Source organism: Vibrio sp. L85, assembly GCF_963871815.1.
Lineage (GTDB): Bacteria > Pseudomonadota > Gammaproteobacteria > Enterobacterales > Vibrionaceae > Vibrio > Vibrio harveyi.
Genome location: NZ_CAWMYL010000011.1, coordinates 1 through 14,831, shown reverse-complemented (window position 1 = coordinate 14,831; position 14,831 = coordinate 1). Strand labels below are relative to the sequence as shown.

The following is a 14,831-nucleotide window of genomic DNA, read 5'->3' as shown; positions in this document are numbered from 1 at the left end:
TACCCCTTAAATGACGCTTTCAATCTGGTGCAGAAGTTTTTCTTTTCTGACAGGCTTCGGTACGTATGCATCCATGCCAGAGTCGTAGCAACGCTGGATATCATCGTCCACAACACTTGCTGTCAGTGCAATAATCGGCGTTTTGGGTAATCCCGAATTTTTTTCGTAAGCACGGATTTCTTTCGTCGCTTCGAAGCCGTCCATTACAGGCATCATGCAATCCATCAAAATGATGTCGAAACCGTTATCTTGTTGAAACATATCAACGGCGATCTGACCATTTTCGGCAATCTCAAACTGATACCCAGCTTTACTCAGCAATAACGAGGCAACTTTCTGGTTCACCGTATTATCTTCAACAAGTAAAATTCGCTCTGTGCGGCTAGGGAGCGTATTGATCGTTGCAGGTTCAGGCTTCATCTGAGGTTTCGCTTGAGCGTTGTCATGATGACTAGAAGGGGGCTGTAATTCTGAGCTTTCAACGATTGGCGTATCTGTTGCTTTCGCTAACTTCTCTTTCAATACGCTTGCTTTGAATGGCTTCGGTACGTAATCATCCATGCCAACATCAAAACACTTCTGGATATCATCATCGACCACGCTTGCTGTTAAAGCAATGATTGGAATCCTATCGCTACCGTTCTGCTCTTGCTCAAATAGACGGATTTTCTGAGTCGCTTCAAACCCATCCATAACTGGCATCATGCAATCCATAAGAATGAGGGAATACTGATTTCTTTTGAACATTTCTACTGCTTCCAAGCCGTTTGCGGCAAGGTCGAAAGAGAAGCCTGCTTTGGTAACATGCAAACCAGCAATTTTTTGGTTTACCGTGTTATCGTCAACGATGAGGATTTTGTTTTGCGTATTGGTCGTTGTTCCTAAAGAAGCGTGTTGAGATGTTTGGTTGAATTTAGCCTCACAAGTTTCAAGTGCTTTTACTAAACGTTGACCGAGAAGTGGCTGAGTAATAATAGCGCTCACACTTTCCCCAAAATCAAACTGGTCGCTATGTAGATGTTTCACTAAACATACGTGCACATTTTGAGCTTCAAGTTTATGGAAACTGCCTTCATTTTTTATTGCTGCGTTAGGTTGTGTTTCGGCGTAGATAACGATGATGTGTTTTTTATCGTTAATCCACGTTGGTAGGTTATCCAAATTTCTTACACGCTGGTGAACAGAGGTTCGATAAAAGCTTAGTTCATCGAGCAAGGTATTCTCCATATTGGTATCGTCGCAAACCAACCAGATTTGGTTGTTGCTTACTGCGCGCTTAGTATCAAAGTCCAGCTGTACGATAGAGGGATTTAACTGAAAGAAGAAGCGGCTGCCTTGCCCCTTTTCTGATTCGAGTTGAATTTTACCGCCCATGAGTTCAACCAACTGGGTGCTAATTGCCAAACCAAGTCCAGTACCACCAAACTGACGAGTAGTGGAGTCATCTTCTTGCGCAAATGGTTCGAAGATCTTTTTCTGTTGTTGCTCATCAATACCAATACCGGAATCTTGAACAGAAAACTCCATTACGGCATTTGAACCAGAAACAACATGAGTTGTAACAGAGAGGAGCACCGTTCCTTTATCAGTAAATTTAACGGCGTTAGACATAAAGTTCATTACGACTTGGCGTAAACGGTGATCGTCGATCATTAAGCGGAAAGGCGTGTTGCGGCTGATGTTTACTTTAAGGTCGATGCCTTTCTCTTTTGCTTTTGGTGAAACGATAGAAGCAATATCGTAAATGGATTCACGCACACAGGTCGAGTGCGGACTGATCAATAACATACCGGATTCAATCTTAGAGAAATCGAGTATGTCGTTTATCAAGCTAAGTAACAGTTGGGAGGACGTTTCAATCGTATCAACATAGTCGCGCTGTGTTGCGGTTAATGATGTATCAGATAGCACTTCAGAAATACCAATAACGCCATTAAGAGGGGTGCGGATTTCATGGGACATGTTGGCTAAGAAGCTGCTTTTCGCTTTGCTTGCTTTAATTGCATCGTCTTTTGCGCGCTCTGCGTCTTCTTTCGCTTGAGTTAATTTAACCTTGGCTTGTTCTCGTTCATAACTGAGCCTCTCGACTTCTTGGGCAAACTTACTCAGCTCGTCTTTACCTTTGACTAATTCGACAAGGGGGGATTCTTCGCTATAACTGTCACGACGTAAGAACTCAAGAACCAGTTGAAGATTACTGGTTACTTTTCGAACCAAACGCACGGCTAAGCTCACGACGAGAATTGTCATGACTGACATGACGCTAATGAACATCAGTCGTTGTTGGTTTGCCGCGGAAATGGCATGTTCTACGTCTGCTTGCAATTGCTCCGTCATTTTGTTGTCGACCGCCTTAAGCAGAGCGAGTCGACCGTTTAGAGCTGTTAAACCAGCTGCGACTTCCTCCGGAGGCAGGGTGTTTAGAGCTGCTTCTCTAAGTAGAAAGCTTCTAAATTCCTGGCTAAGCACGAAAACATCATTGGTGAAGGTTTCAATGAGCAATTCGACTTGTTGTTGGTTAGCGTTGAGCGTAACGAAACGCTCTAAGAATAGCTGTTGGTTTTTAACCAACGACTCAATTTCACCACTGAGCTCGTTGTCATATTGTTGATTTTGTTCAACGGAGTAAATCAGGTATTGGCTCAGCTGGTTCTCTTCTTGAGACCAGAACATTAACCACTCAATTTGCATCAATGCTGAAAGGTGGGCTTGAATTTCAAAAGTTGCATCATTGAATGGCACCTTTTCTAATGCCAATAAAATCTGTTTGTAGGTATCTGCACGCCACTCTGCGATATCGAGACGCTCGTCCATGTCGGTGGCTGCCGACAGAGAGAGGTTCGCTTCTTCGAGGCTAGAAAGAAGGTCTTTCATCTCAGCGCCTTTATCCAAGAAAATGCCATTGGCACCATTGCTGAGTGATTGAGTTACCGATTTTATTTCTGCTTCAACATCGGTAACTTCAGTGTTATTCGGCAAATTATAGAGATAAGAGACTTTGTCCATATAGTCAGAGAACAGTTGCGCTTTCTCAAGATCTTGCGCTTGGCTAGATAGTCGATGAACTTGCTGTCCGGCTAGAAAGAGAAGCAAAATGATGGGTAAGAAAACCAAGCTAAATAGCTTGTGTTTTACCGATAGGTTATTCCATGAAAACGATCCGACCACTGTGCACGTCCATATCCAATAAGTTGATATGAAAAGTGTAGGCTAACTATCTCAATTGTTAGAAATTCAGCACAAAAATTCGTACTTTTGCCATATGAAAACTGTGACACCTGCGACAAAAGTTCGATTTGTTAAGGATATAAAACTTTAAATCTATCAATAAAAATTGCGTTTCTCATTCAGTGAGAATTATTCAATTTACTAATATTTATAAACAAATTTCATTTGTTGAATGATTAAAATGTTTTGTCGTCAAGACTACTAAAATGTCTGTTTCGATATACAGGGGTGAGTATAATTGGCGGATTTTCTTGCTGGTGAGACCGTAGTGTAAACGTACTTGTATTTTTTAAAATCTGTACGCCAACATTCAAGGCCCATGAGCTGGAAAAAGGCTTAAATAAACCGCTAATCGATGGCAAATAACAATAACTAAATCATGAACGTATCTCGAAGTCTTCAGTCAGTCACCCTGCGTTACACTGTCCCAATAGTGTTGATAGCACTCTTTACTAACTTTACTTATTGGGCGTATCAACAAGTTGATGAGGCGAAAAACCTAGCTCGATACCATGTAAAATCGGCGGAGATCAACCTAGGAACCATCGTCGATGGATACCGCGATTTACTACGAGCAATGAGCAAAGACGAACACTTCATCGAACCCGATATTACGTTGCAAGAACGGGCAAATCGTGCTGTCCCTTACAAGCAAGCCTTTGAGCTTGCGGGTATTGGCTTTAGTGATGGAGTCGGGAACATGGTAAGCACGCACAACAATAAGGTGCACTCCATCGCTCATCGAGATTACTTTCATCAAGTGATTCGCAGTAAAAAAGCAGTGATGACCGACGTTCTCACTGATATCTCAAACGGCAATATCGTATACGTGTTATGTCGCCCTATGTTCGATGAATTGGGAGACCTAATGGGTACCATCTCAGCTTCTATTCATTTTGGCGAAATTCAAACCGCGCTCCAAAGCGATAGCGAAAATGATATCTACAGCGTTTTGCTGGACGAAGATCTGAATATCATTAGCCACTCTAAAGATGAGTTCTATGTAGGGGTAAACTTATTCAACTACGGTTATGAGAAGCTGTTTGATCGCAAAGGGAATCTGAAAGCACTTACCGGGGCAAATAATGGGGGATTCTTTACTTACAGTTCGCCATTTGATCTATCTTACGTTGAATTCACTAAAGTAGATGGGACACCTTGGATTCTGTTATCCAAAGCTAAGTTCAGCAGTTTGTTGGGTGAAGGCACCATGATGTTTGGTGTGAATGTTCTCATGATCATTGCTATTTACGTTGTGATTGCTCGTATGATGGGGAAACAAGTCGTAGGTTTAACACAGCCACTCGATCGATTTTTAGAAGAAAGCCAAGTTGTGTTCAACGACACGTCCATGGAGCTAAAGGAACATTTTGAACAAGTTCTTCAAGCAAGTCGGAATGGTGTTTTTTGCTCACGAAGTGGCTTGCTGACTCGTGAATACTTCTTGCGTGGCGCTGAAAAGTCACTGTCGCTCAGTAACAGTCCTAAAGCATGTATCTTCTTTGATATGGACAACTTGAAGTTTATCAACGACACCTATGGGCATATGGCTGGGGATAAAGTGATTGCGTTGTTTGTGGCAGTCTTGCGAGAACACTTTGCTCACAAACGAGACCTCATCGGTCGTTTTGGTGGGGATGAGTTTGTTGTTCTGACGCAAGAGTTTAAAAGTAAGCGAGAGCTAGAATTAAAGTTGGATCAGTTTCTTCAGCAACTCCAAGCAACCGCAGACCGTTTAGGTATTGATATTAATCTAACCGCGTCGATTGGTGTTGTGATGACTGAGGATGTAGAGCGAGATATTGAGACGCTTCTCCATTGCTCAGACATGGCGGTGTACCGCGCAAAGCAACTAGGGAAGGGGCGCTACAAGTTTTACCACTCATCGATGATTGAAGTACCTTTGGTCAGTTCGGTGTAGAAAGCCCAAACAAAAGCCAGCAATGATATTTTGCTGGCTTTTTTGTTATTGCTTGAGATGGTTACCTAACAGAGTGGCTTTAACCATTAATTATTAACTATTAATTCTTAGGTAGTGTTGTGAAGATAGTCCATTCTTTCTCGACTTCACCTTTGTATCCAACCACGGTTGCGGTTACACGGCGATTGAGTGCATGGCTTCTTTCATCTGTCCCTTGAGCGGCAAGCTTGGTTTCACCAAAGCCGACGATTCTTAGGCGATCTGGTGAGATTCCATTTTTTATCAGCTCTTTACGAACGCTTTCGGCTCTGCGTTTCGAAAGGGCAAGATTGTATTCATCCGTACCAGTGATACTGGTGTAACCTTGCAGTTCAATTGACGTTGTTGGGTACTCTTTAAGGAAATCAGAAAGGTCGCTAATTTGCTGAGCAAAGACAGGGTTGATTTCAGAAGAGTCGTTAGCAAATAGAACTCGAATCTGCATTTCTTGGGATGATTTCGCGTATTCCCCACAGCCGTCGTTATCGATCAAAGAGCCTTCTGGTGTTCCAGGACACAGGTCTCGTGCATTAATAACACCGTCTCTGTCATCGTCGATTAAGTCAGCAATCTGGTTAGCTGTCGGTGTTTCCATGTATTCGTATTCATCACCAGTTACTCTGTTTGAATTAGAGCCACTACAAGCGGAAATCAAACCAACCATTAAAAAAATAGGTATTACTTTCATATTAATACTCCACTTTCTCTAGCCACTCTCGTGGTATATCGATACGCAAAGAGTTAAGCAGTTGACCGGTAGCGTTCATTACGCGGTATTTTGCGTATTGCTCAGCATATTTGGCATCCAAGTAGTCCTTACGTGCCTCAAACAGCTCATTTTCTGTGTTGAGCAAATCAAGTAGGGTACGCTTACCAATACGGTATTGTTTCTCGTAAGCAATGACTGTTTTTGCGGCTGAATCTACGTGATCGGATAGGAACTCTTTTTGTTGCAGCGTAAGATCCAATGCGCTCCAAGACAGCCTTAAACCTTCTTCAACATTTTGATATGCACCTTCACGAAGTTCTTTTGCTTTATTGAGTTGGTAAGCGAAGTTTTCGGAGTTCGCTGCGTCACTACCACCGTTGTAGAGGTTGTAACGCAATCTGAGCATAGCTAGTGTTTCGTCGCTTCTGCCTTTTAGACCGTCGGCATCATCACGCCAAGTCTGAGAAGCTTCGATAGAGATGGTTGGATAGTTAACGCCCTTAGATTGTTTGTACTGGAACTTTGCTGAATCCACATCAGCCAACGCGACTTGGATGACTGGGTGGACTTCAAATGCTAATCCGATTGCTTCGTCCACGGTATAAGGAAGGAAGTTTTCATCGGCTCGTGGAAAGATCAAACCTTGTGGTGTTTGACCCACTAAACGAGTGAACATGGTATGAGAATCGAAAAGGTTGTTCTGTGCAGCCGCCAAGTTACCGTGCGCTTTCGCTAAACGAGCTTCAACTTGCGTTAAATCGGCAGTCGATCCAATCCCAGAATTTACGCGCTTTTTAATATCTGCGTAAATTTTCTTATGCACTGCAAGGTTGTTCTCTGACAGCGTTAATATTTCATACGCTTTCACTGAGTCTAAATAAACTCTGGTTACTTCTAACGCGGTGTCTGAAGCGTCAGCGAGTAGTTGAAACCTTACCGATTCAGCATCTGCTGCGGTTCGGTCCATATCATTCATTGTTGCGCTGCCATCCCATATGAGCTGGGTTAAAGTGATGGACGCTTCCTTTCGTGTTAAATCCGTGTCTCCACGGCTCACTTCTTCAGCCGGGTCAATCCCTTCATAACCGATGCCCGCATCTAAATCGATGGATGGTAAATAAGCACCAGACGATGCTTCATTGATGTATTTACGGCTGTTGAATTCATTGAACGCACTCTTGATATCTGGGTTGTTCTTCAGCGTTAGCGCTACGGCTTGCTCTAAAGTTTGACCGAAAACGGGTGACGTCAATATGAAACTGCAGCAGCAAGCTATTTTTAGTCGATTCCATTTCACAGTGGTTCTCCTAGAAAATTTGTATAGCTTTTTAGTTATTTCATCTCAAGATTGAGACGAAACATCACAAATAACAGCTTATCGTCGATGAATTAATCAACATTCTGTTAACCCTAGGCTTTTATTCAGAAAATCCAGTGATCCGCCTAATAAAACCTTAGCACATATGAGCCAGAGTGCTCATTTGGTTGGCAGCCTTTATCAGAAGAAAAGCTTGAATTCTTAATATCATAGCGTCCTACAACCTGTTTCGCGCCAAAAGTAAAACGATCCCCGCCTATGGAACTCGTTCCCATCTCGTTGTCGCCATATACAAAGAAAACACGATGATTTTGACTAAACTATAGTCGTATTTGTTGGGGTGACAAACTTTTGACAACTTGAAAGCCTTGTGGGGTGATTTATGGATCGAGTAACCTTTAGCTCGCTTGCGAGTAATATCGTAGTTATTGGAATTGACGGGGAAATTAGGACCTTAGAACCAGGTCAGGTCCCTGCATCTGGGGAATTGGTTATCACTGAAGTGTCTGACACTTCTCAATTGAATTTCGAACAAATAGCCCCTGATGGCAGCTCAATTAATGTAACGGACGATATCACCGCACTAATTGAGGCAATCGCAGCCGGGGAAGACCCTGCACAGCTTGAAGGTGACTTTGAACCTGCAGCGGGTGAAAGCAACGGTTCAAGTCCTCAATCAACAGGCGCAATTGACCGAACTGGTGCAGAAGCTCTCGCAAGTACGGACTTCGAAACGGTCGGTACCGCAATACTCCTATCAGAAACGCAAGAGCTCTCATTGCTTGAATTTATCAACCAACAAATACTCACCCCTGTTCAAGTTATTGTTCAAGACATATCCAGCCCCACAATAAACGAAGGCGACCAGGCGTCTTTTGAAGTCACTCTCGACCAACCGACACAACAAGAAACTGAGGTGACTCTATCCCTTAGTGATGATTCTGCGACAGGGGGAGCTGATTATGACAACTCGGTTATTGCTATTACTTTCGAAGATGGAAGTACGGATCAAATAAATGTCGGAGAAGATGGGACGTTTTCTGTTTCAATCCCCATTGGAGATGAGTCGTTCGTAATCACGGTGGATACGATTGATGACGACGTATTTGAAGGAAACGAAACCTTCACGTTACGCGGTGGTACTGAGAACCAACCGGAACCCGTTACAGGTGTGGCAACAATAACAGATGATGGTACTGGCCCGGGTGAAGAGCCTGATGACGATCGACCGACCGTTGCTTCTGTCAGCGATACAACCGTAAACGAGGGTGAGGAAGCTGTGCTTGAGGTAACGCTTAGCAACCCGAGTGCGTTAGAAACGACGGTGAACATGACGTTATCTGATGGAACTGCGGAGGGTGGATTAGATTACACAAACACTTCCGTCACTATTACGTTCGAGGATAACAGCACTCAGATTGTTAATGTAAACCCAGACGGTAGCTTTGCTGTCACTGTCCCTGCGAATGAGGTTAGTTACAATGTCACGATAAATACGATAGACGATGATTTGTTTGAAGGAACGGAGACGTTTACGTTATCGGGCTCAACAGAGAATCAAAATGGCACAACGTCAGGAACGGGAACCATCGTTGATGACGGTTCTGGTCCCGGCCTCAATCCGGATGACGATAGACCGACAGTTGCATCTATTAGTGATACTACGGTTAATGAGGGCGATTTAGCCATATTAGATGTGACGCTTAGTAACCTAAGTACGACCGATACTGTGGTCAGTATGAATCTGGCTGATGGTAGCGCTGAAGGTGGAATAGATTACACCAATACGTCTGTTACGATTACTTTCGAAGACAACAGCACTCAAGTCGTAAACGTCAATCCAGATGGTAGCTTTGATGTATCCGTGCCAGCGAACAATATAAGCTACAGTGTCACTATTAGTACGATTGATGACGACCTCTTTGAAGGCTCAGAAACATTTACTTTGTCTGGAAACACTGGCAATCAAGCGATTCCTCAGACGGGAACAGGGACCATTGTTGATGATGGTACTGGCCCGGGACCTGACCCTGATGACGACCGTCCAACGGTATCCATTAGCGATGCGGGAGTTGTTAATGAAGGTGATACGGCAAACTTCGTTGTGTCTCTAACTAATGAAGCTGATTCTCCAGTCCAAGTAGAACTAGGTCTTGATCTTGGTGATACCGAAACGGGCGATCTTGGCGTCCTAGAATACAACACTGGTTCAGGATGGGTTGCAGTACCAAACGATGGTGTAGTTACGGTACCTGCGGGATTAAGCGAGTTTGATGTTCGCGTTGCTACTATTGATGACGAAGTGTTTGAAGGTCCTGAAGAGTTCAGTGTTAGTGTGACAGGTTTGGACTCAGTTCAAGGTTCTGATTCAGGTAGTGCAACGATTGTCGATGACAATACTGGTCCTAGTCCCGATCCGGATGACGACCGTCCAACCGTATCTATCACTGACGCTGGCACGATCAACGAAGGCGACACCGCTAACTTTGTTGTCTCGCTGACCAATGCATCTGAATCCCCAGTGGAAGTTCAACTCGACCTTAATCTCGGTGATACCGAAGCAGGTGACCTCGGTACTCTTGAGTACAACACGGGCTCTGGTTGGGTAGCCGTTCCTGTCGATGGCGTAGTGACTGTGCCAGCAGGCTTAACTGAGTTCGATGTACGAATCGATTCTATTGATGACGAAGTCTACGAAGGTCCAGAGAACTTCACGGTAGACGTGACTGGTCTTGGTCCTGTCCAAGGCACTGATACGGGTACCGCAACCATTGTCGACGACGGTACGGATCCTGATCCCGATCCGGACGACGACCGTCCAACGGTTTCTATTAGCGACGCTGGCACAATTAACGAAGGTGACACCGCCAATTTCGTTGTATCACTGACCAATGCTTCTGAAGCCCCAGTTGAGGTGCAACTCGACCTTAACCTCGGTGACACCGAAGCAGGTGACCTTGGTAGCCTTGAATGTGCGTATTGCATCGATTGATGACGAAGTTTATGAAGGCCCAGAGAACTTCACGGTAGACGTAACAGGTCTTGGTCCTGTTCAAGGTTCCGATACGGGTACCGCAACCATCGTCGATGATGGTACAGGGCCTGATCCCGATCCGGATGATGACCGTCCAACGGTATCTATTAGTGATGCTGGTACGATCAACGAAGGCGACACCGCTAACTTTGTTGTCTCGTTAACTAACGCTTCTGAAGCCCCAGTTGAGGTTCAACTGGATCTTAACCTCGATGATACCGAAGCAGGCGACCTCGGTACCCTTGAGTACAACACCGGTTCAGGTTGGGCGACCGTTCCTGTCGATGGCGTAGTGACTGTGCCAGCAGGCTTAACTGAGTTTGATGTGCGTATTGCATCGATTGATGACGAAGTTTACGAAGGTCCAGAGAACTTCACCGTAGATGTGACCGGTCTCGGTCCTGTCCAAGGCACAGACACAGGTACTGCAACCATCGTCGATGATGGTACGGGACCAGAGCCTGAGCCAGATGATGACCGTCCAACGGTATCTATTAGTGATGCTGGTACGATTAACGAGGGCGATACCGCCAATTTCGTTGTCTCATTATCTAATGCATCAGAAGCCCCAGTGGAGGTTCAGCTCGACCTTAACCTTGGTGATACCGAAGTGGGCGACCTCGGTACTCTTGAGTACAACACCGGCTCAGGTTGGGTAGCCGTGCCTATCGATGGCGTAGTGACTGTACCAGCAGGCTTAACTGAGTTCGATGTTCGAATCGCTTCGATTGATGATGAAGTCTATGAAGGTCCAGAGAACTTCACCGTAGACGTAACAGGTCTTGGTCCTGTCCAAGGTACTGACACGGGCACAGCCACTATCGTCGATGATGGTACGGGGCCAGAGCCTGAGCCAGATGATGACCGTCCGACGGTATCTATCAGTGACGCTGGCACGATTAATGAAGGTGACACCGCTAACTTTGTTGTATCACTGACCAATGCTTCTGAAGCCCCAGTAGAAGTGCAACTCGACCTTAACCTCGGTGATACCGAAGCAGGTGACCTTGGTACCCTTGAATACAACACCGGCTCAGGCGCGTAGTGACTGTGCCAGCAGGCTTAACTGAGTTCGATGTACGAATCGCTTCGATTGATGACGAAGTTTATGAAGGCCCAGAGAATTTCACCGTAGACGTAACAGGTCTTGGTCCTGTCCAAGGTACTGACACAGGTACCGCAACCATCGTTGATGACGGTACGGGACCTGGTCCAGATCCGGACGACGATCGCCCGGGCGTTACTATTAGTGATGCTGGTGTCATCAATGAGGGTGATACGGCTAATTTTGTTGTTACTTTGGCGAATGTTTCTGAAGATGATGTTCAAGTCGAGCTAAGTCTCAACCTTGGCGATACCGAAGCCGGTGACCTTGGTACCCTTGAATACAACACGGGCTCTGGTTGGGTTGTGGTGCCTGTCGATGGTGTAGTGACTGTACCAGCAGGGTTAACTGAGTTTGATGTGCGTATTGCATCGATTGATGACGAAGTCTACGAAGGTCCTGAAAACTTCACGGTAGATGTGACCGGTCTTGGTCCTGTTCAAGGTACCGATACGGGCACAGCCACTATCGTTGATGATGGTACGGGACCAGAGCCTGAGCCAGATGATGACCGTCCAACGGTATCTATTAGTGATGCTGGTACGATTAACGAGGGCGATACCGCCAATTTCGTTGTCTCATTATCTAATGCATCAGAAGCCCCAGTGGAGGTTCAGCTCGACCTTAACCTTGGTGATACCGAAGCAGGCGACCTCGGCACTCTCGAATACAACACCGGCTCTGGTTGGGTTGCAGTGCCTATTGATGGTGTAGTGACTGTACCAGCAGGGTTAACTGAGTTTGATGTGCGTATTGCATCGATTGATGACGAAGTTTATGAAGGCCCAGAGAATTTCACGGTAGATGTGACCGGTCTCGGTCCTGTTCAAGGTTCCGATACGGGCACAGCCACTATCGTCGATGATGGTACGGGACCAGAGCCTGAGCCAGATGATGACCGTCCGACGGTATCTATCAGTGACGCTGGCACAATTAACGAAGGTGACACCGCCAATTTCGTTGTCTCTCTAACTAATGCATCAGAAGCTCCAGTGGAAGTGCAGCTCGACCTTAACCTCGATGACACGGAAGCAGGTGACCTCGGTACTCTTGAGTACAACATCGGCTCTGGTTGGGTAGCTGTTCCTGTCGATGGCGTAGTGACTGTGCCAGCAGGGTTAACTGAGTTTGATGTGCGTATTGCATCGATTGACGATGAAGTCTACGAAGGTCCTGAAAACTTCACGGTAGACGTAACAGGTCTTGGCCCTGTTCAAGGTTCCGATACGGGTACACCTTGGTGATACCGAAGTGGGCGACCTCGGTACTCTTGAGTACAACACGGGCTCAGGATGGGTTGCAGTGCCTGTCGATGGCATAGTAAGCGTTCCTGCTGGTATGACTCAGTTCGATGTACGAATCGCATCGATTGATGACGAAGTCTACGAAGGTCCAGAGAACTTTACGGTAGACGTGACCGGTCTCGGGCCTGTCCAAGGTACCGATACGGGTACTGCAACCATCGTCGATGATGGTACGGGGCCAGAGCCAGATCCAGATGATGACCGTCCGACGGTATCTATTAGTGATGCTGGCACGATTAATGAAGGCGATACCGCCAATTTCGTTGTATCACTGACCAATGCTTCTGAATCCCCGGTTGAGGTTCAACTCGACCTTAACCTTGGTGACACCGAAGTGGGTGACCTCGGCACTCTTGAATACAACACTGGCTCAGGTTGGGTAGCCGTCCCTGTCGATGGCGTAGTGACTGTACCAGCTGGCTTAACTGAGTTCGATGTGCGTATTGCTTCTATTGATGATGAAGTTTATGAAGGTTCTGAAAACTTCACGGTAGACGTAACTGGTCTTGGTCCTGTCCAAGGCACAGCCACAGGTACTGCAACCATCGTCGATGATGGTACGGGTCCTGACCCCGATCCGGATGATGACCGTCCAACGGTATCTATCAGTGACGCCGGCACAATTAACGAAGGTGACACCGCCAACTTCGTTGTCTCATTAACTAACGCTTCTGAAGCCCCAGTGGAAGTGCAGCTCGACCTTAACCTCGGTGATACCGAAGCAGGTGACCTTGGTAGCCTTGAATACAACACTGGCTCAGGATGGGTTGCGGTGCCTGTCGATGGCATAGTAAGCGTTCCTGCTGGTATGACTCAATTCGATGTTCGAATCGCATCGATTGATGACGAAGTCTACGAAGGCCCAGAGAATTTCACCGTAGACGTAACAGGTCTTGGTCCTGTCCAAGGTACTGACACAGGTACCGCAACCATTGTCGACGACGGTACGGGACCTGGTCCAGATCCGGACGACGATCGTCCAACGGTATCTATCACTGACGCAGGCACAATTAACGAAGGTGACACCGCCAATTTCGTTGTCTCGTTAACTAACGCTTCTGAAGCCCCAGTGGAAGTGCAACTCGACCTTAACCTCGGTGATACAGAGGCTGGCGACCTCGGCACTCTTGAGTACAACACCGGTTCAGGTTGGGTTGCCGTTCCTGTCGATGGCGTAGTGACTGTGCCAGCAGGGTTAACTGAGTTTGATGTGCGTATTGCATCGATTGATGACGAAGTTTACGAAGGTCCAGAGAACTTCACCGTAGATGTGACCGGTCTCGGTCCTGTTCAAGGCACTGATACGGGTACCGCAACCATTGTCGACGACGGTACGGGACCTGGTCCAGATCCGGACGACGATCGTCCAACGGTATCTATCACTGACGCAGGCACAATTAACGAAGGTGACACCGCTAACTTTGTTGTCTCGCTGACCAATGCATCTGAATCCCCAGTGGAAGTTCAACTGGATCTTAATCTCGGTGACACCGAAGCAGGCGATCTCGGTACTCTTGAGTACAACACGGGCTCAGGTTGGGTAGCCGTTCCTGTTAATGGTGTGGTGAGTGTTCCTGCCGGTATGACTCAGTTCGATGTTCGAATCGCTTCGATTGATGATGAAGTCTACGAAGGTCCAGAGAACTTCACCGTAGACGTAACAGGTCTTGGTCCTGTTCAAGGCACTGATACGGGTACCGCAACCATCGTTGATGACGGTACTGGCCCTGATCCCGATCCGGACGACGACCGTCCAACGGTATCTATTAGTGATGCAGGCACAATTAACGAAGGTGACACCGCCAATTTCGTTGTCTCGTTAACTAACGCTTCTGAAGCCCCAGTTGAAGTGCAACTCGACCTTAACCTTGGTGATACCGAAGCAGGTGACCTTGGTACCCTTGAGTACAACACTGGCTCAGGTTGGGTTGCCGTTCCTGTCGATGGCGTAGTGACTGTACCAGCAGGCTTAACTGAGTTCGATGTACGAATCGATTCTATTGATGATGAAGTTTATGAAGGACCAGAGAACTTCACGGTAGACGTGACCGGTCTCGGTCCTGTCCAAGGCACTGACACGGGTACCGCAACCGTTGTCGATGATGGTACTGGCCCTGATCCCGATCCAGATGATGACCGTCCAACGGTATCTATTAGTGATGCTGGTACGATT

8 protein-coding genes are annotated in these 14,831 nt (G+C 46.4%); 5 read left to right on the top strand and 3 right to left on the bottom strand.

Annotated features, from left to right (window positions below):
* Nucleotides 1–6: 6 nt before the first annotated feature.
* Nucleotides 7–3,168, bottom strand: a complete 3,162-nt coding sequence (locus AACR11_RS01300) for a response regulator (RefSeq protein ID WP_029788156.1) — start codon at nucleotides 3,166–3,168, stop codon at nucleotides 7–9.
* A 439-nt stretch (nucleotides 3,169–3,607) separates the two neighbouring features.
* Here AACR11_RS01300 and AACR11_RS01295 point away from each other — a divergent pair, with 439 nt between their 5' ends.
* Nucleotides 3,608–5,149: a diguanylate cyclase gene (locus AACR11_RS01295; RefSeq protein ID WP_079325471.1), complete on the top strand. Its 1,542-nt coding sequence runs from the start codon at nucleotides 3,608–3,610 to the stop codon at nucleotides 5,147–5,149.
* Between the two features lie 100 nt (nucleotides 5,150–5,249).
* Here AACR11_RS01295 and AACR11_RS01290 read toward each other — a convergent pair whose 3' ends face one another.
* A complete protein-coding gene (locus AACR11_RS01290) occupies nucleotides 5,250–5,876 on the bottom strand; it encodes an OmpA family protein (RefSeq protein ID WP_029788158.1) in 627 nt (208 codons plus the stop codon).
* A gap of 1 nt (nucleotide 5,877) precedes the next feature.
* The gene (locus AACR11_RS01285; RefSeq protein WP_079325469.1) at nucleotides 5,878–7,194 is read right to left on the bottom strand and encodes a TolC family outer membrane protein; all 1,317 of its coding nucleotides are present in this window, start codon (nucleotides 7,192–7,194) and stop codon (nucleotides 5,878–5,880) included.
* 403 nt (nucleotides 7,195–7,597) lie between these two features.
* Between AACR11_RS01285 and AACR11_RS01280 the strand changes: the two genes are divergently transcribed.
* The 4 genes from AACR11_RS01280 to AACR11_RS29820 form a co-directional block, all read left to right on the top strand.
* Nucleotides 7,598–10,207 (top strand): Calx-beta domain-containing protein, encoded by a 2,610-nt coding sequence (locus AACR11_RS01280; RefSeq protein WP_445286004.1) that lies wholly within the window; start codon nucleotides 7,598–7,600, stop codon nucleotides 10,205–10,207.
* Nucleotides 10,152–11,294, top strand: coding sequence for a Calx-beta domain-containing protein (locus AACR11_RS29830; protein WP_445286003.1), 1,143 nt, complete (start codon nucleotides 10,152–10,154; stop codon nucleotides 11,292–11,294). The genes AACR11_RS01280 and AACR11_RS29830 overlap by 56 nt, the downstream gene beginning before the upstream one ends.
* Entirely contained in the window at nucleotides 11,294–12,598 is a 1,305-nt protein-coding gene (locus AACR11_RS29825) for a Calx-beta domain-containing protein (protein ID WP_189338784.1), read from the top strand. Before AACR11_RS29830 ends, AACR11_RS29825 begins: the two co-directional genes overlap by 1 nt.
* Before the next feature lie 94 nt (nucleotides 12,599–12,692).
* Nucleotides 12,693–14,831 (top strand): Calx-beta domain-containing protein (locus AACR11_RS29820; RefSeq protein ID WP_445286005.1); only part of this gene is annotated, 2,139 nt, incomplete at its 3' end.

Coding starts and splice junctions, on each gene's coding strand:
- AACR11_RS01295 (WP_079325471.1), top strand. CDS start 3,608: ATGAACGTATCTCGAAGTCTTCAGTCAGTCACCCTGCGTTACACTGTC.
- AACR11_RS01290 (WP_029788158.1), bottom strand. CDS start 5,876: ATGAAAGTAATACCTATTTTTTTAATGGTTGGTTTGATTTCCGCTTGT.
- AACR11_RS01280 (WP_445286004.1), top strand. CDS start 7,598: ATGGATCGAGTAACCTTTAGCTCGCTTGCGAGTAATATCGTAGTTATT.